General features: G+C 53.5%; 14 protein-coding genes. 7 read left to right on the forward strand and 7 right to left on the reverse strand.

Annotation, left to right across the window (positions count from 1 at the left end; all coding sequences use genetic code 11):
- Window positions 1-360: 360 nt before the first annotated feature.
- Complete coding sequence (locus SH528x_RS23675; RefSeq protein WP_442505918.1) at window positions 361-1320, reverse strand: type III secretion system chaperone; 960 nt, start codon at window positions 1318-1320, stop codon at window positions 361-363.
- Window positions 1321-1745: 425 nt separating this feature from the next.
- Here SH528x_RS23675 and SH528x_RS23680 point away from each other — a divergent pair, with 425 nt between their 5' ends.
- On the forward strand, window positions 1746-2135 hold the full coding sequence (locus SH528x_RS23680; RefSeq protein ID WP_442505919.1) for a hypothetical protein: 390 nt from the start codon (window positions 1746-1748) through the stop codon (window positions 2133-2135).
- A 115-nt stretch (window positions 2136-2250) separates the two neighbouring features.
- Window positions 2251-3102 (forward strand): hypothetical protein, encoded by an 852-nt coding sequence (locus SH528x_RS23685; RefSeq protein WP_442505920.1) that lies wholly within the window; start codon window positions 2251-2253, stop codon window positions 3100-3102.
- 175 nt (window positions 3103-3277) lie between these two features.
- Here the strand turns inward: SH528x_RS23685 and SH528x_RS23690 are convergent, their stop codons facing one another.
- The 5 genes from SH528x_RS23690 to nadB all read right to left on the reverse strand — a co-directional run bounded on the left by SH528x_RS23690 (window position 3278) and on the right by nadB (window position 9688).
- Window positions 3278-4522: a tetratricopeptide repeat protein gene (locus SH528x_RS23690; protein WP_442505921.1), complete on the reverse strand. Its 1245-nt coding sequence runs from the start codon at window positions 4520-4522 to the stop codon at window positions 3278-3280.
- 96 nt (window positions 4523-4618) lie between these two features.
- Window positions 4619-5605, reverse strand: coding sequence for a DUF4331 family protein (locus tag SH528x_RS23695; protein WP_442505922.1), 987 nt, complete (start codon window positions 5603-5605; stop codon window positions 4619-4621).
- A gap of 367 nt (window positions 5606-5972) precedes the next feature.
- Entirely contained in the window at window positions 5973-6986 is a 1014-nt protein-coding gene (locus SH528x_RS23700) for an AAA family ATPase (protein WP_442505923.1), read from the reverse strand.
- Window positions 6983-7999: a lipase family protein gene (locus SH528x_RS23705; RefSeq protein WP_442505924.1), complete on the reverse strand. Its 1017-nt coding sequence runs from the start codon at window positions 7997-7999 to the stop codon at window positions 6983-6985. The genes SH528x_RS23700 and SH528x_RS23705 overlap by 4 nt, the downstream gene beginning before the upstream one ends.
- Before the next feature lie 30 nt (window positions 8000-8029).
- Window positions 8030-9688, reverse strand: a complete 1659-nt coding sequence (gene nadB, locus SH528x_RS23710) for an L-aspartate oxidase (RefSeq protein ID WP_442505925.1) — start codon at window positions 9686-9688, stop codon at window positions 8030-8032.
- A 409-nt stretch (window positions 9689-10097) separates the two neighbouring features.
- On the opposite strand from nadB, the gene pssA reads away from it, so the two are divergent.
- The 5 genes from pssA (at window position 10098) to SH528x_RS23735 (ending at window position 17109) form a co-directional block, all read left to right on the forward strand.
- Window positions 10098-11129, forward strand: a complete 1032-nt coding sequence (gene pssA / locus SH528x_RS23715; RefSeq protein ID WP_442505926.1) for a CDP-diacylglycerol--serine O-phosphatidyltransferase — start codon at window positions 10098-10100, stop codon at window positions 11127-11129.
- A gap of 284 nt (window positions 11130-11413) precedes the next feature.
- Window positions 11414-12082: a class I SAM-dependent methyltransferase gene (locus tag SH528x_RS23720; RefSeq protein WP_442505927.1), complete on the forward strand. Its 669-nt coding sequence runs from the start codon at window positions 11414-11416 to the stop codon at window positions 12080-12082.
- 110 nt (window positions 12083-12192) lie between these two features.
- Complete coding sequence (locus SH528x_RS23725) at window positions 12193-14415, forward strand: mechanosensitive ion channel domain-containing protein (RefSeq protein ID WP_442505928.1); 2223 nt, start codon at window positions 12193-12195, stop codon at window positions 14413-14415.
- A 6-nt stretch (window positions 14416-14421) separates the two neighbouring features.
- A complete protein-coding gene (locus SH528x_RS23730) occupies window positions 14422-15354 on the forward strand; it encodes a hypothetical protein (protein ID WP_442505929.1) in 933 nt (310 codons plus the stop codon).
- 327 nt (window positions 15355-15681) lie between these two features.
- Complete coding sequence (locus SH528x_RS23735; protein WP_442512168.1) at window positions 15682-17109, forward strand: IS1182 family transposase; 1428 nt, start codon at window positions 15682-15684, stop codon at window positions 17107-17109.
- Window positions 17110-17505: 396 nt separating this feature from the next.
- Here SH528x_RS23735 and SH528x_RS23740 read toward each other — a convergent pair whose 3' ends face one another.
- Window positions 17506-18513: an IS110 family transposase gene (locus SH528x_RS23740; protein ID WP_442505930.1), complete on the reverse strand. Its 1008-nt coding sequence runs from the start codon at window positions 18511-18513 to the stop codon at window positions 17506-17508.
- Between the last annotated feature and the right edge of the window lie 105 nt (window positions 18514-18618).

Below are 18618 nucleotides of genomic sequence, written 5' to 3' on the forward strand. Positions count from 1 at the left end.
ATCGGCTTGGCTCTACTTACCAAGCGGAGAGCGAGCGAGGGTGTTACAGAGCGGTTTGTTGAATTCAGTTAATTTGAGAGCAGTGCGGCGTAAGCCGCCCGGTCGCGTTGGCGTCTCTGCCACCTCTCCACCAACTCTGGAGAACGCTGATTTCGTCTATTTCAAATGCCTGTCATGATGCCCGCTCTCACCGCGACAGGGTAGCTGTAGCGAGTCACCTCTCCCGGCGAAGCTGGGAGAGGTGACAGTACGCTTGCGCAACGCCGGGTTTTACCTCAGCAGTCACCTTCGTCTGGGGCGAGGTAACTCAGTAGTGCTCTGCCCGGGCAAGCCGGACGGAAGCGAAAAAACACACCGGGCTTACTTGGCTTTGCTGAAATCGAGTTTGATTGCCACGTTGCCCTTGGCGTCGTTGACGGCCAGCTGGAATTTGTCGGCCACGGTCTGATTGACCGTGCAATTCAGCGTGATTTTGTCGTCTCCGATCAAAGTCAGCTTGTTGTCGGCGCGGGTCACTTTGCCCTTGGAGGAAGTCGATTTTCCCGACTTCATGTGGACCAATTGGAATGTGCCTTCGCTGTTTAATCGCAAAGCGAACGCTTCGCCGCTCTTCAGTGATGCCGACCATGTTCCGGCTAGCGAGAAGCGGGTTTGGGCTGAATTCGTGGCGTTTGTTGGTGTCGCAGCATTTGGTGCTTTCGCAGTGTTTGTTGGTGTCGTGGGAGCAGCCACGGTCGATTCGGTCTTGGGCTTAGCATTGCTTTTGGACCAGATATCGGACTTTCGCTCTGCCAAAATCGCCAGCTGGCTCAGATCCGCCTTTAATTGACGTGCCGTGACAGCGCGGTTGCTAAGCGAGACTCGCAACTGGATTCGCTTGTTTTCTTGATCAAACGCGAAATAGCCACCTTGGGTTGCGGTGTTGGAAACCAGCAGTTTCAGCAGTGTTTCTTTGTCAAACGAAGCATCATCTTCCATTTTGACGAGCGACATTTCGCAAGCGATGCGGTCTTCGTCGACGAACACCGTCATCGAAACAGGAAAAATCCACTGGGCGTGATTGAGCTTGAACGTCGCCGAGCCCTGTTCTTCGCTGGGCTCAAATCCGGCGGCCTTCAAGACCTGGATCAGCGAAGAAACGCCGACAATCCGCTGCATTGTTTCTCCGTCGCTGATCGTGGCGACGTCTTTTACGGTCGCGACCTGTTTCTCAAAGACGGATTCCATCGCGACTTCGGAAAACAAACTGTCGTCCGCCTGGACCTGTGGATTGCCACAAAACAAAGCGGCAAGCACAGCAAAAGAGAAGAGGTAACGCATCGTAATACCCTGGGGTGCATAAGAGGTAAGGCGTCGCGATGACTCATTTCAATCGCGTGACTCTTTATCCCAGCGTAAAAACGCGAGCGTTGTTACAAAACGCTGTGAAGCATTTAGAGGCGCAGATTACGGATTTTACATTTCGTAGCTACGCTCGCCAGAGCGTGGATTGTTGTCGCGCAAATGCGAATCACCACCTTCTGGCGAAGGTAGCTACCAGAAAATCGTTCATGGCGTTGGGTGTTACAGCAAAGCCGGCTGCAAAACGATTGTCGAAACATCTCCGAAAACATTTTCGAATTTTCGCGTAACACATCGGCGGTGCCGTCGCTTGGCCTGTTAGTCAAGCAAACAACGCAGCGACGCGACACGGCAGACTCACGATCGCTTCCTTCAATTCACTGCCACACTTGGAGAACAGTAAGATGTTAAACCGATTCTTTTTCGCAGTTGCCCCGATGATCTTGGTTGCTAGTTCGGTTATGGCTGAGGACAGCATGCTCTCAACGATCGCCAACCTGGACCAAAACGACTCGATCGCTCAGGTCGATACCAACGACGATCTCGGGCTGGCGGACGTCGAGTCGCTGTTGAACGACGGCGAGAAACAAAGTGGCGAAGAGGCGATCGCGGCCTGCTTCCGCCGAATTGGCTACGGTCACCGCCACCACCATTACCGTAGCTACAGCAACTGGTACAGCCCCGTGTATCACAGCCACAGCTACTACACTCCTGTGTATACATCTCACTACTGCTACACCCCGACGTACACCTACTACACCCCTGTTTACACCAGCTACTGGGGTTGCTGGTAGTCGTCGACTTCTCTGATTCAACAAACACCACTAAGCCCGACAACCCGATTGTTTCGCGGTTGCCGGGCTTTTCTTCTATCGAAACTCAATACACTTTTCCTAAGCAGGCAAACCAATGAACCGCCAAATAATGACCAAGGTCTTGATGACCACTAGTTTCATCGTCTGCATGACGATGCAATCCGATGCACAGCAAATCAACGCCTCGCATCTGTTCGGAAACCATTCCTATTGCGGTCACGTCATCGACTTGATTTCGCAACACGGCGTCAACAACACGTTCAATCGTGGCTCGACGTTCCATTCGTCGCCGTTTGGGCACGTAGCAATCCCCGATTGTGAAATCGGTGACTTGCAAATCGTCGAGGTTCACCAACACGAACATCTCGATTCGGCATGTGGTCCAACGTTCGCCATCGTGATTCAAAACCAAAGCACTCGCAGTGTTTGTGGTTTCCATGTTTCCGCCGTTGCGGTTTTTGGACATATCTGTCCAACGTCGCCCAACGCCACGGTGAAGACGGACAAAATCGAAGCGGGCGAATCACTCGAAGTGCTGGTGACGCTGCCAATCGAATCGCTGGCAATGGGCAACCGCAACGGACAAGTCATTGGCTTTCAACGGCTCGTCGTCGCCATCGATAGTTTTGACGAACTGATGGAGAGCGACGAAGCGAATAACTTGAAAGCGTTTGACGCCGCATCAATCCCGGTCGTATCCATGTCGGTGACCACGACGGTGGAAACCGAATCGGTTTCGACGATCCAGTCCGGTAGCGTCCAGAACGTGCAGCCCTCCGCAGAGAACGTGGTACCTCAAGCAGAGGCTCCGCAAATCGACTCAGTTCAAAACGGGCAAAACGAATTGCCCAATAGCGAGCCCGATGTCGATTCACTCCGCTCGGCGATCAAGATGCTCGACACCAACAACGCCACGAGCGATGTTGCTGCGGCAAGCGGTATTTAAGTTGAAACCTGAGTCCAAATCGTGCGGACGATTGCATCACAAGTTCTTGGGGTGAACGAGGATGCAATCGTCCCGCACGCCGTTTTGGAAAGAGTGGGAGATAAGGGACATTTTGAGATGAACGCCAACGGCTCGCTTGAGAAATTAAGCGAGCCGTTTCTGTTGTCTCAACTAATCACGGCTGGATTTTGGCAGCGTGCTCGGCCAGCATGGGATCTCGTGTGCCCAATTTCATAGCCTCGCGCATCTGCGACCGAGCCTCCTCAACCTTACCCGCCTTGAACAAACACCATGCGAGGGCATCGTAGGAGTAGATGTCTTGTCGTCGCAGCAGATCCTTGCGAGCCAACTTAACCGCCTCGTCAGGATGCCGGTCGTGATCGGCTAGGAACATTGCCAACTCGCGGGCGTGTGCATCACCAGCGACCTCTTGTTCCTCGCGCATCGCGGCTTCAGCTTTGTCAAACCATTGCTGGGCCGCCGCAGATTTGCCGTCCGCAGCATACAAATCTCCCAGTAGCGCCATTGCCGGTGGTGGCGAATGCATTTCGACCAATCGCGTCACCGTCGTAATCGCTGCGGACAGATCACCAGCGGATTGTTGTGCATGTGCCAACGATTCCAAGACCGCGGGATCGTCAGGAGCAATTCCCAGCGCACGCTCTAAAACCGAGGTCGCTGCAGCAACCTCGCCATGCTGCAACAGCAACGTTCCTTTGCGCCACAGGTACCACACATATTCTGCGTCTAACGCACTCAGAGTCTGTAGTGACGAGATCGCTTGATCCAGTAGCGAGATCGCTTGCTCAACGTCCCCTCCCAATTCCGCCAACCGCGCCGCTCGAGCTAAAACCGGAGGCGAATCTTCGATCCCACGCAGCTTTTCTAGACTCTTTCTCGCCGCATCGTAACGGCCCAATTCCAGTTGGCTGTCAAAAACGAGCGCAAGGGCAGTCGGAGATTGCGGATTTGCTGAGGATATTGCCTGCACCAGCTCAAGTCCTTCGGCGAATCGATGCTGAGAGTTGTAAGCCGATGCCAACGCCATTCGTGCCGGCATATAATCTGGGCTGAGCGATACCGCTTTCTCTAACGCTTCAGTTGCACGCCCGTACGCCGGCAAATCATCGGCTTCCTTAGCGTGATACAAAAATAAACGCCCCAGCATCGTCCAACTAAAATGGTCCGACGGTGACCGGCGCACTCGCTGTTCATAGATCGCAATTGAATGTTCAGTAGGAATGACGGTGCCGACAGCAACCGCACCTGGGATCGGAAAACTCTCCTGCGTTTCATCCCATTCAAAGTCGTCGAACGTCTTGGCATACGGATCATCGTCGACCGGCGATGGCGGCTGAGCCATCACCGGTGAGAAGATCGTGAATAACAGCGGCAGAAACACGTAAGTGAATTTGGACAAGGCTAAGAAGCTCCGGTGATGCGTGTACTCGTCCTAGCGAACATTACTCAAATGTCCGCCCTCGAACCCGTTCAAGTTTCGATCACTAGACGAAATCTAGTTGCCGATCACATGTGGGGCTGCCAGATACGGAAACGTTGTTAAGAACGCTTTATCATTTGCATTCACACCGTCACTGGTTAGCGCTCCTTGAGTCAGCAAATTCAACTCCGCATCGATCACGTCGTCGGCCAATCTTCGACCATTCAGAAAGCCAGCGCTACTAGATGTGTCAATGGTTAAAAGATCCGGGAGCAACACGTCAGCCAAACCATTCGCTTGTACTTGTGTATTTCCCAGCGACAACAAGGTCGAAACAACGGTGGGTCGGAATTGAACGACGTCGTTACGTGGGTCGCTAACGTTGAATGCATCCTTTAGTCCGGCCGGAATTAACACCGTATTGATTGCTGGACGTCCTACTCGGTCAAACTGGCCGTTTCGATTAGTGGTGCGAGCACCAACGCTAATGTTGTTTGTGTTAAAGACACTGCGTGGTACTTCCAAGACGATCGCCGAAACATTATTTGCAGCAAAGTCATCCGTTCCCGTAACCGGCGGAGACGCGAGTACGCTGCGATCAAAGAAGAACGGATCATCAAATAATCCGGCCGTCACAAAACCGCCACCTCGGATTACAGTTGCGCGTCCCGTTTGGCCGGAAGCCAGCGCATTGCCGTTGGCTTGCACTACGATAAACCGCTGCGACCCGCCGCGAGGCGCCGTGAAATAGATGCGATAGGCAAAATTCGGAATCGCGTCGTTGTCGGTATCAATACTGAATTCATACACCGCTCGCGAGTTGAACGTTGTGGCACTGTTCATCGTGCCCGCGAACGGATTCACGGTCATTATCAACACCACATTGCTGGGCGTCTGCGGTGATTGGAAAGCATACAAATCGTTGATGTCTAATGTGCTATCGGTACGCACATTAGGGGCATCTAGATGGTCCGCCGCGAACACACTCGCAGACGCCAGTGCGACCAAGACGCTGGTCAGCAGCAAAGTACAAACTCGCAAGCAAATCTTGTGGATCATCATTCTTGTCCTAAATTTCGAGAACATCGCGGCACCCCCCAATTGTTGCCTCATTTTGGCGTCTCCGGGTGGTAGATGGGAAGTCATAAGACAAGAATTATCGCGAGAAATTGCAAGAATTCGTGACAGAAGAGCTTTCTCGGTATCGATTCCGACCAACCGTCATAGGCCTCGCGCCGGGGTCAATGAAGAGGGCAATGGCCAGAGATGGGCGTAGGAATAACCGTGGAAACGACCCTGGGGTGGATGCCTATCTCACACGCAAGATCACTAACAAGATCCAATACGCCGATAATTTGGATTCGCATCGCCCTGCGAAATAATTCGGGGCTCAACGAGACCACCCCTTTGATGGTCTCGGCCGCTAAAGCTAGATGTCGTCCTCGTCGTCGTCATCACGATCGGGATGCAACGGGTCATCGGGATCGAAGAACAAATCGGCAAGCCCGAGCGGAACCGCATCGCCGCCGAGCGTACGTTTTCGGCGTTGGGCCAAACTTTCCAGGTCAACAGCTTCTTCGCCCAGACATTTCTCGAGTGCCTCTTGCCAAGCCTCATCCCCGCTGATCGGATGATTCTTGTCCTGCATCATTCGCTTGATTGCAAAACGGAGCAGATTGATGCCGTCACGAGGTGAAAAATCGAGTTTCAGCTCGTGTGAGTGCTGCAAGAACTCGACTGTCATCGCCAACATCTCAGGCTGAGCGAACGGAAGATGGTATTGCAGAATCGACATCTCGTCTTGCTTGCTGGGGAACCCAACGCTGAGCGTCGGTTGCAAGCGGCTCATGATGTAGTCAGGAATCTCAAACGTCGACTCATCCTGGTTCATCGTCACGGTCGCACGGAATTCCTTTTCGGCATGGATCGTAATCCCTGCCACGATCGATTCGACGTAGCGGCGTCCATCGAGCAGCGGCGCGAGCGATGCCCACGACTTTTCATTCATCCGATTCCCTTCGTCCAGGATACAGATGCCGCCAGTAATCATCGCCGTGACAAGCGGTGACGCGTGATAAGCGATCTCCCCACCTTGACTGAGTACCGGAGTGATCAGCAGATCTTCGGGGCGGGTGTCGGCGGTGCATTGATATATGTACAGCGGACGTCCTTGCGCCTTGGCCGCCGCGATCGCTAATTGCGTCTTGCCCACACCGGGCGACCCGATCAATCGAGGAGTCAGCGGCAAATCGGTCTCATCGACCGAAATCCAACAAGCCAACAATTGCATCAGCACTTCTTGTTGACCGATCCATTGCCCCTCGCCTTCGTAAGGATGCGAAAGTTTTAGTCGGACCCCGTCGATCTCCATAAATCCAATCGCTGCGTTTTCGGTCGCAGCGTCATGGGATCGATTGCGAGAGCTTTGTTTCGATCCACTCATCCTTGAATTCTCATTTCGTTCGTGTCAATGCCGCCGTCGGATGAATTGTCAATCTTTGGCGGGTTGGTGATGTGGCGTTTTAAATGAGGCAAATCAACCCTCTCTTCTTCAGTATACTCGCGTTCTTCACCCGCAAACTCGGAACCCGACTTTGCGACTCCGCCGCCAGTCAACTCTTGTTGCTCAAGCTGGACGGCAGCAAAAATTGCGTCGATATAGTTGTGGATGGAGTGATCGATGAAGTGGTCGATTTTCCAGCGTCGTAGACTGTGAATGAAACCCCACCAACGGTCACGACGTTTCATGATCAACCCCAGTCGCCCAAGACGTCCGTGACGATCAATATAAACTTCGCTTCCGCAGTGGCGATAGCCAAGCAACAGCGGAGGCACACGGGTGACGATGTCGTTGTTGTTTACAAAACGAAAATGGTCAAGCGCAACATAGTTAACGTAGCGGTTATCGCCGACGCGTGGGCTGCCATACGTATAAAGTTGTTCGGGATTTGATTGAATGTGCGAAAGAAAGCATCGTCCAGAGCATATGGTTGCCATCGCGCCACCCAGCGAATGACCGCAAAACCACAACGGTTGCTCGTTGCTCATTAACGCCGTTTCAAGCATCGGCCACAGATCGTCGACTTCTCGTTTGAATCCACGGTGGACCTTGCCAATGGTTTCTGCAACGACGGATGCGGCATTTGCGTCCGCCTGAATATCATTCCACTCGTTGGGCTCGGTGCCACGACAAGCTATCACACAATCAAACTCGTTGCGGAATCGAAACGCTTGGGATCCATCTCGATCGTAGAAAGTGACGTCCGGAAACCCAGCGACTTCGGCAGCACGCCGTGCCTCGTCTTCGTCATTGTAAGAAATCATCGACAACTCGGCGAACAGTAACGCCCGTTGCAAAAACGTCAACTCGCGAATCGGACCGGTGACGTTGGAGTGGACGACAAACGCCACTTCGCCTGGGTCACCGATGATATTGTTTACGGTTTCTTCAATCATGATCACAGTTCCCTTTCCGTGAGACGCATGCTAACTCGTTCGAGTGATTTCATTGGGCTCCAACGGTTCACCTATCTTGGGGTGCCCACCGTCGACGTCAATCTGTTGCGTCAGATGCCGCCGCCAATTTTCATCATCCACTTGCGGGAAGTCCGAGCGAAAGTGGACTCCGCGTGATTCGGTTCTCGCTAGCGCCGAACGAACGACACAAGAAGCGACCAACAACATATTTTGCAATTCCCAGCCTTCGACGGTGTCAAATTGCCGCGACATCACATAGGCCGCAAACGAGCGGATCGAATCCTCGGCTTCACGCAGCTCGCTCGCATTTCGCTCGACACCGGCCCAACGTCCCATCAAACTTTTTAGCGAGACTCGCACGTCGGCGACGTCAAATGATTCGCGTTGCAAATGAATGGGATGTTGGATTGGCAAAGCAACGAGTTTATTGTCGCGTTCCGCCGCGGCACGTGAAGCGGCTTCGCCGGCGTGAGCACCGTAAACTAAACCTTCCAACAAACTGTTGCTGGCCAAACGGTTGGCACCATGCAGTCCGCTGCTGGTCGCTTCGCCCGCCGCCCAAAGTCCAGGCAAGCTCGTGCGGCCTTGGCGGTCCACCGTCACGCCGCCGATCATGTAGTGAGCCCCGGGGCGTACGGGAATGCGGTCGCTGGTGATGTCCAATCCGAACGCAGCACAAGCCTCAGCGATTCCGGGAAATCGTTTGCGAACCTTTTCCGCGTCGAGGTGGGCAAGGTCCAAGTAAACACAGGGATGTTTGGTGACGTCCATTTGCCGAATGATCGATTGGCTGACGACATCACGCGGTGCCAATTCTGCGCGTGGATCGTATTCGGGCATGAAACGGTGGCCGGCTGCGTCAACCAAATGAGCGCCTTCGCCACGAATCGCTTCGGTGATCAATGAACGCGAGGAACCGGCGATGTACAACACGGTGGGGTGGAATTGGATGAATTCCATGTCCCGCAATTGAACGCCCGCGCGATAGGCAATCGCAAGCCCGTCGCCGGTGGCAACCGGCGGGTTGGTCGATTCGCGATAGACTTGCCCGGTGCCTCCGGTACACAGAATGGTCTCTTTCGCCCACACCATCAACGGCCGATTGTCGGGGCCGACAATGATCGCGCCGCGGCAACGTCCTTCATATGTCAACAAGTCGACGGTAAAAGCGTTGTCCCAAATTTCAACGTTGGGCAGACTGCGGGTGCGATCGATCACCGCACGCATGATCTCGGCGCCGGTTGCATCGCCTTGAGCGTGCACGATTCGCTCGCGGCTGTGGCCCCCTTCGCGGCCTAACGCGAGATTGCCGTCCGCTTCGTCGAACCGAGTGCCCCAGCGAATCAATTCTTCGATCCGACGCGGCCCTTCGCGGATGACCATATCCACGGTGCCGGCGTCGCAGAGGTTTCCACCTGCATCCATCGTGTCGATGACATGGTCTTCGAAGCGATCGTCAGGATCGACAACTCCCGCGATTCCACCCTGTGCATAGTTACTGTTCGATTCACGCAGCTTGTCTTTGGTCACCACTAAAACCGAGCGATTGGATTCGACCGCGTTGGCAGCTCGCAAACCCGCTAGACCACCCCCAATGATCAACACATCGGTAAACCGATGAAGTGAACGGCGCGTATCGAAGGGCACTAAATAACGGGGGGTCATCATGAACGTCTACTCTCTCCGGTGGGTTCGCATATCGACATACCGCTGTTATAGCGGATACGCTGGTGGACCATGAGTACCGATGCGAACCATTCCGCGACTCAGCCACGACGTGACTGGAACCGCTTCGAAACGTCCAGAGAAAATAAAACGGCTTGCTGAAAAATGTTCGTCGTCTAGAAAACGTCAGAACAAAAATTATGATTTCGCAAGATTCTTGGCTAGTTTGCGGTAAGAATTGCAGGGCTTGGTCGTTCAGGCGGCGATTTAGCCGCGGCGATACGGCGTTGTATGATTAAGCTTGGGGGGACGAACTCGATCCATTCGTACCAAGAATCACACGCACAATCCGAAAAACACTGCTGACTGTTTCCGCTAACCCTTTCCATGTTGGAATCACAACGAAAAATCCATGAGTGAACTCAAACGCAGTTTGTTCGGCAGCCGAGCATTTGGACGCTCCCGCAACGAGCCTCACGACGAAGCACTCGCTGAATCGAGCCACGACGAATCCGGCGACGAGGAAGGATCGCATGACGTTGATCCCATGGATTTGGAACACGACAGCGAATCGCCTATCCCACGTGGAAAAATGCGATTGGGCAAACGAATATTGTCAAAGAGGAATCGCCCACGACGAAAGCGAAAGTTCAATCTGGCGGTTTTGCCCACGCTTTTGACGCTTGGCAACGCCGTCTGCGGGCTGGCCGCGATCTCGGTAGCGATGAGCGATTCGATCGCCCGCCAACCTGAGGAAAAACTGTTTATTGCCGGCGTCCTCATCTTTATTGGGATGGTTTTTGACGCGTTGGATGGGTCAGCAGCTCGGTTGACCGGCCAGGAGAGTCGTTTTGGAGCCGAGTTGGACAGTTTGTGTGATGCGATCACCTTTGGGACCGCTCCTGCGGTAATCGTTTGGCGAATTAGCGACGTATTTTGGGACAAATTAAGTTGGACCATCGGGGTGTTGTTCACCCTTTGTGTGCTCATTCGCTTGGCTCGATTTAACGTCGAAACCGACGAAGACGATCCTCATGATGGATTTGAAGGTCTACCTAGTCCCGCCGCTGCGGGTGCCATCGCCGCGTTTGCGATCGCGATGCCTGACCTCGCCTCGATTGCGACCGATCCGGTTTACCCCGCATTTGTCCACCAAACCGCGCAGTACGCATTGCTTTCGGCTCACTATGTGATCCCCGTCTTGGCGGTCGTTTTGGCGTATTTAATGACGTCGAGGTTCCAATATCCTCACGTTTTCCAGCAACTTGTTAGCGGCCGATGGTCCACGCATCAATTTGGCCAGGCACTTTTTGCAATTGTCGGTGGGTTCCTTTTGCACTGGGTCGCACTCCCCATCGCGTTTTGCTATTACGCGTTCGGCCCCCCCGTGCGGTCGCTGCTGGCCAGGAAAACGGCCCCAACTGACCCCACCATTCCTGCCTGATCCACCCCCCTGGCATGCCGGATTTTGCAGAAACGGTCCCCGCAACCAGCCCGATTTGTATCAGCTGTGTAATAGATCGGTTCAAAATCTGTTTGGGGACTATTGGTCTGGATGCTCTAAACGCTATCCTTGTAACGACTTAACGGTCGTCGAGGCGTTCTCAAATTCGAGTTGACTCCTGCTCGAAAACTGCGATGCTTCGATGCAACGCGGGCGGAACGTAAGGTATGCCAGCATTGATATTGAGTCAGCATGACTGAGTTTTTCACAGGGTTTCAAAAACCATGAGTACCGTTTCGCCGCCGAAGAAGACGAAAACTGCCGAACCCCATCGCAGTCGTCTGTATGACAATTTGGTCCCCGTTTATCAGGGGTTATGGCCTGCCGTTGCCAAACGAAACATCCGCAGCGCTGTCGCAGCGATGAACATTTCATCAGGAACGCAAGTTCTCGAGGTGGGAGTCGGAACAGGATTGTCGCTCGATAGCTATCCTCACGACATTCGGCTAACCGGAGTCGACCTCTCCGAATCGATGCTCGCTGAGGCAGAGCAGTTGATTGACCAAAAACAATGGAATCACATCAACGTAATGCCGATGAACGCCGAACGATTGACGTTCGCGGACAACAGCTTTGATGTAGTGACGTCGTTTCACACGATTAGCGTCGTGTCAAAACCGCAATCAATGATGAGCGAAATGGTGCGAGTGTGCCGTCCCGGTGGCAAGATTCTAATGGTCAACCATTTCCGCAGCGAAAATACATTGATCGCGAAAGTAGTCGATTCGGCCGGTAACATCACACGCCGCCTCGGATGGCGAACCGATCTCGATCTGCAAGACGTCGTCGCGGGACTGCCCCTACGTTTCGACCGCTGCTACAAACCCACACCGATGTCGTTCTTCACGATTATGCAAGCAACCGTGTTGAAAGCGGACAAGGCGACGGCGTAACGCAAAATCATCTTGACCCTGCATCCGGCTCATTCTATCTCCATTGTTAACGCAACCACGTTGATGCAATTTGCGATCATCGTGAGTTTGCGATCAATGGATTGATTCGAATGACACGTGGATCGCTGGCACCGTTACTTTTCTTGCTGGTATTTCTCGCTAGCACTTTAACGCTGGCCGAAACTTTACCCAGCGCTGAACCCGATGCAGCGTCCGGCGGAACATCTGTGGCTGTCCCCGTCGTCCAGTCGGATGAGTTCGCCCCCCAAGATTCCGCCGACCCCACTTTGGCCGAACCCTCATTGGCAGCTGACGTGCCAGATGTAGATTCAGGCAATTTGATCGAAGTCACGGTGGCTCAGCAAAAAAATGCGCTGACAGTGCTGCAGGACTTACGCGCGAAAGAAGAGGATTTAAAAAACCAGCTCACCAAATTGGCCAGCGGCAGCATTGACGATGGACCGCCCTACTCGATCCTCGTTCTTGACAAGTTGAATGACGCAATCGCGGCGAGCAAAACTCAAAGAGACTCGCTTGACGAGTCACAGTTGGCGGCACGCGAAAGTGTCGAGCGATCACGGCTGGAAGTCGAAGCGAGCAAGCGGACACTTCGTCAAACCAAAGAGAACGGTGGCAATGCTGCGGTCGAATCGTCAAAAGCGATCGAGCGAGAGGTCCGGTTTGCAGAAGAAACATTGGCACTGCGTCGCTTGGAGTTGTCGATCGAAGAAGCCAATCGATCGATTCATGCACTCGAACTGAAAATCAATGAACGAAAACGCCAGATCGTTATCAAACAAGTCACTTTCGCCAAACTCACGCTTGATGAAAAAACGGCGGAGCTAGATGTCCGCGAGATGGAATTGAATCGGATGGCCGATTCACTGAAGCTCGACTTGCAATATGCCGAACGTCGCTGGTTGGCAGCACGCCAAGAAGTGGATTCTCTAGCCGCGCCAAATCCAAGTGCGACCGAGCGTGTGGAGGCACTGAGCATTGCGAAGCAGACGATCCAAGTCGAACAAGCCGTTGTCAATCAACGTTTGCAACGATTGCCGATGATGCGGGCGTCGTGGGATCGCAGGTATCGAGTTGCAACCGGACAATCCACGCGTGAAGAACGCCGAGTCTGGCTGACCGAAACATTAAGCCAACTAGAACAATTGTCTCGCGAGCGACGAACCCGCGAATTGAAATTGACGGCAGCGCGAGCGTCACTGGATGCAGCCGCTTCCAAAGCCGACGAGGCAACCGCCCAGGATCCTGAACGAAATCGTTGGCTGGACAAACAGAACGAGTCGTGGGCAAAACAGATTGAACAATACAACCGCAGCCTCTGGGGCATCGACAGTGCTTCGCGCGCACTGACCCGGTTGCAATCGGAAATCGAGGGAGAGCCATCGCGAAGTTTGGGCCAATGGATCGAAGACGCGTGGGGTTCGATGAGACGCGTCTGGAATTATGAATTGACTAACATCGATGACACGTCATTAACGGTTGGCAAAGTCGCGAGCACTTTTCTGTTTATTATCTTCGGCTATTTTGCCGCCCGTTGGCTGAGTCGTTTGATGGGAACTCGGCTGCCCAAGTTTGGTGTGGAGCAAGCGGCCGCAGGGGCGATCGAATCATTGTCGTTTTATGCGTTGCTTATCACCTTCGCACTTACCGCTCTGCGTTATGCCAACGTACCGCTAACCATGTTCACGTTTTTAGGCGGAGCGATTGCGATCGGCGTCGGTTTTGGTAGCCAAAACATCCTGAACAATTTTATCAGCGGGCTCATTCTGCTCGCCGAACGCCCGATCAAATCAGGGGACTTGATCCTTATTGACCAAACCTACGGCAACGTGACTCGCATCGGTGCACGCAGCACGATGATTCGCACCGGGGACAATTTGGACATTATCGTGCCCAATAGCAAGTTCCTTGAGAACAACGTGACGAACCTAACACGGACCGATGATCGATTGCGATCGTCGATCAAAGTAGGCGTCGCATACGGCTCGCAATTGGACAAAGTCATGCAATTGCTTGAACAAGCCGCCAGCGAAAATCCTGGCGTTCATCCCCATCCCAAGCCGAGTGTCTCGTTCAACGATTTCGGTGACAGCTCACTCGCGTTTCAAGTTTTCTTTTGGGTTACCGCTCGCAACATGGCACAGATGAGGACAATCGAAACGCAGGTACGGCTGGGCATCGACCGTCTTTTCCGAGAACACGGTGTCGTGATTGCTTACCCGCAACAAGATCTTCATCTACAATCGCACACACCAATCGAGTTTCGTTTGATCAACGAAGCGAACCAAAGTTCCGAATTTAAAGCCGCCGGCTAAATCGCAATGTTATCGAAATCTTGTTTGTTGATGGTCACACTGATCGGCTTGTCGACGCAAACCACCGCGTCGGGCGAAGAATTGCTCTCGATTGACAATGACGTCGTCAAGATTGGAATCGATCGTGAAAAAGGGGCTGCGATCACTTGGCTATCTTGGGACGGGTATCCCAACAACATGGTCAACATTGCCGACCCTGGTCGCTTGATCCAGCAATCGTATTACGCCGGGCGGGCTCTGGACCGAACCGCCGAGGGTCAAAGCAAATCGTGGAGTCCTTGGACTTGGAATCCAATCCAAGGCGGCGGAATCGGATCGTGGGCGCGGGTGACCGAAGCCCGTCGCGAACGCGATTCGCTGTATAGCGAAACCATTCCCAAGTTGTGGGATATGCCGGACGAGGAGGCTGACGCGCGGATGCGCCAATGGACGGCATTTGAGCCCTCGATGACCAATGTCATCGTCGTGCGTTGCGAGTTTATTGCCCAGCGTTCTGGCGATGATCGATGGGGTCCAGCGATTCTGCGGGCACAAGAGATCCCGGCTTGTTACTTCACACGCAATTTTGCGAACGCAAAAAGCTATCTCGGTGATGGTCGATGGCGAGACGAATCTCAACCGCCTGGACCGCCGTGGGGCAAAGCGATGCCGCCTCGCAAAGCCATGGCATTTTTTGAGCCAGGTGGACAAGGCGTCGCGGTGTTCTCGCCATCCTCAACCTTGCAGTGGAACTTTGGTCCGCATGGTGGGGGCCTCAGCAAAGATCCCAAAGCGGGACCGTGTATGCACGTGGCTCCGATTGATCGAGTCTTGCTCTCCGCCAAGTCAGCGTACCGCTACCGATACTGGTTGGTTGTCGGTGACGAAGCGACCATCGCCAATCGCTTGGACTCACTCTGGGAGAGGTATTCAAACGAGCAAGCGGAGCTGAACGAATAGGCATACGCGGAATGCCATATCATTTTGTTAGCAGCCCAGCGCAATGCTGGGCCGCTAAAACGTTGGGCTTGTCGTGATTAATGGCTGCGACGCTTTTCTGCCACCTCTCCACCAACTTCGACGTCGTGCAGGTTTTAAGTTGTTTTAACACCTGGGGTTAGCGCAAAAAAATTGACCTTCGTTTGGATTGGGATTTCGCACAGAATGTGCGTTGCTTTTCATTCCAAGCCACACGGAGGTCGCCATGAGCATAAACGATTCAGAGACGATTAAAAAGCCAGTTATCGCCCCGTCCCCCTGCCAGCAAGCCATTGGCGATGGAAACAAATTGATGCCAAACTTCCGCCGGACGATCATGCACGAATTGTTCGCCGGCAGGTCGAACAACTCGATCGTAGCGAAGTCGATCGGTTGTACAGCGGTAGGGGCCAGGAGCCCTACGATCCCATTCTGCTTTTGCAGATGGTTCTCTATCAGCACCTCAAGGGACGACTCAGCCCTGCAAGTTGGGAGGAAGAAGCCAAGCTCAACGAAGCGATGCAATGGCTCGGTCATGGATACACGCCGGCTCGTCGAACTTGGTATGATTTTCGTGATCGCATCGGCGACGTCATTGAGAGGCTTCATGACGACGTGACCCAACGGGCCATCGAGCAAGGGCATCTTGACCCGACCACGGTGGCTCTAGATGGCACGTCGATTGCCGCCTGTGCATCGCGGCATCGGATGGTCAATCGCAACACTCTCCAGAGGCGACAGGAACTCTTAAAAGAACTGATCGACGGCACTTACTGCCGAACCGATCCTCTTCCAAAATGGGTGCCGCCAACGGAGTCAGGCCGACAAGATTTGGCCTCTCGAATCGAGGCGGCCGCCATCGTACTGGAGCAACGGATTAATGAAAACGCTAAAAAGCCGAGTGATAAACGCAAAGATCCTGACAAGATCACCGTCAGCTTGACTGACCCCATTGCGCCGCTGGGCCGCGATAAACGCAAGACGTATCGTCCGTTGTATACCGTTCAATTTATGGTCGATCCGGTCAGTCGACTGATTGTTAGTTATCTGTGTCAAGCCTCTGCAACGGATGCGGGCACGCTGGCCCCCATGATCGACAAGACGCAAAAGTTATTCGGCGGCCAACTCAAGAGGGTGCTGGCCGATGGCGGCTACTGCAGCATTCTTGACCTTACCGACGCGCGTGATCGGAACATTGATCTGCTGGCACCGCCATCGGCCAGCGGTAGCGCTGCAAAGCGGAAGTCACGCAGCGGCGAAATTCAAATTCCCCGCGAAGAATTTCGTTTTGAAGCCTCATTGAATTGCTATGTGTGCCCGCAAGGTCACCGCTTAGCCTATTTGTGGCGAGAAAAAAAGATGCGTATGGGCGACCGATACGTTTACCAATCGACCTATCAGTGTGACGCGAAGTTCTGTGAGGGCTGTCCGTTGGCCGAACGCTGTCTCAGCGGTAAAGGCCCACGACGAATCAAGCGAATCGAAGGCGAAGAGATGCTGGAGGCTCAACGCGAGAAGATGGCAAGTGAATCTTGCAAGACGCTTTATCGTTTACGCGGGCAAACCGTGGAACTCTCCTTTGGCGACGCCAAAGGGAACCGGCGAGTGGACCGCTTTCACGGTCGCGGAATCGAGCGAGCCCGCTGCGAGACAGGCCTGTTGATCCTAGCTCAAAATCTCCTGCGTCTGGATAAGCTGCAGCAAAGAGCCATAAGTCTAGGAAAACAAACAGCTTAAAAGCTGCACGACCTCCGAAGTCGGGAGCGACCGTGTTAAGATTTGGCAATAGTCGCTTATCAAAAAACTAAATTTTTGATTCGATGTTTCGCCTCGATGCGCAGCATCGAAGGACATAGGGGGCTCCTATGGGAGTCTGGCTGCGTGTATGTTTGGACCCTTGTACCGAGCGGCAACGCTCGAGTACGTAGGCAGTCGACGAGCGATTTCGGTCGTTGGTCGGCTGCCGTTTTTTCCAAATACTTCGCTCGATCCCTGGCTCGACGCTTGTTCGGGCTCGGCAAAATGGGGCCGCCCCTTCCGCATCGCCGTCACATCGGCCTCAGATGCTGGCGCAGGCCAATGTGACGGCGACGCGAAAGGGGCTCTTCAACCGTTATTTCGTTGGTGGACTGATCAGACCATCGCGGCGAACTTTGAAGCGTCAAACGTTTCTTGATTACGAACCATCTGATTGAGTGTCGAAAGAAGCTTTCGTACGCAAGCGATCATCGCCAGCTTGTACGGTTTCCCTTGCTTTCTTAGACGTGTGTAAAAGGCTTTCAGACGCTCGTCGTACTGCCGAGCTGATAACGCTGCCATGTACAATGCACAGCGGACCGATTGACGCCCACCACGCACCATTCGTTTACCATCCTTGGTGCCACTTTGCTTAGCCATCGGCGATACGCCAACTAACTTCGCAATCTCTTTGCGATTGAGTTGCCCCAACTCAGGCAGCGAAGTCAGAAGCACATTGATCGTGACCTCGCCCACGCCGGGGTGGCTCTTCAAAATCTGCACTTTGGGCTCTTGCTTTGCCAGCTCTTTGAGGATCTCGCTGAGTCGTTTATCAACGCGATTTAGCTGGTTTTCGATGTTGCGCAGCATCTGTTTTAGCAACTTGCGAGTCTCTTTGTCGGTGGTATGTAGCAACCGCGATCGTTCTTGAGCCTGCATCTTCAGAAGCGATACCCGACGATGAACCATCGCGGTGTGATGCTTCTGTTGCTCGCTGCGTCTGACTGCCAAGTGGACCGGAACGTCCTGACCAAATCGACAAATCATCGCTGCATCAATCGTGTCGGTCTTCTCAAGCCATCCATGGCCCTTGGCGAAGTCTCTGACTTGCCGTGGGTTGACAATGGCGACGTCAATCGAGCTGTCGTGAGCCATGTCCGTCATCAACAGGTGATAGCTGGCGGTGGATTCACAGAGAATCAACGTCGCGCTGTCAGGATCAATGCGGTCAAGCAATTTCGCTTGAATGCTCTTCACGTCGTTATCAATTCGCCCGGTAAGCTTGTTTTGAGAATCACAAAGATCGAGATTATTTTTGGCAACATCGACTCCGATGACTCGTTGGTAACCGGTTCGCGACAGTGGTGTTTCGTGTCGAGTGTTTGTAGTAGATTCGTTGCTCATCTTAACAGTCCCTGCCTAGTAAATGCGGTCTGGCATGACGCCGACCTAGCGACCGTTCGGGTAAAAGAACTGACTCACGATCAAGCTCCCAATCGCTCTAGCCTG

Origin of the sequence: Novipirellula methanifontis (genome assembly GCF_052161655.1) — a bacterium.
Lineage (GTDB): Bacteria > Planctomycetota > Planctomycetia > Pirellulales > Pirellulaceae > Novipirellula.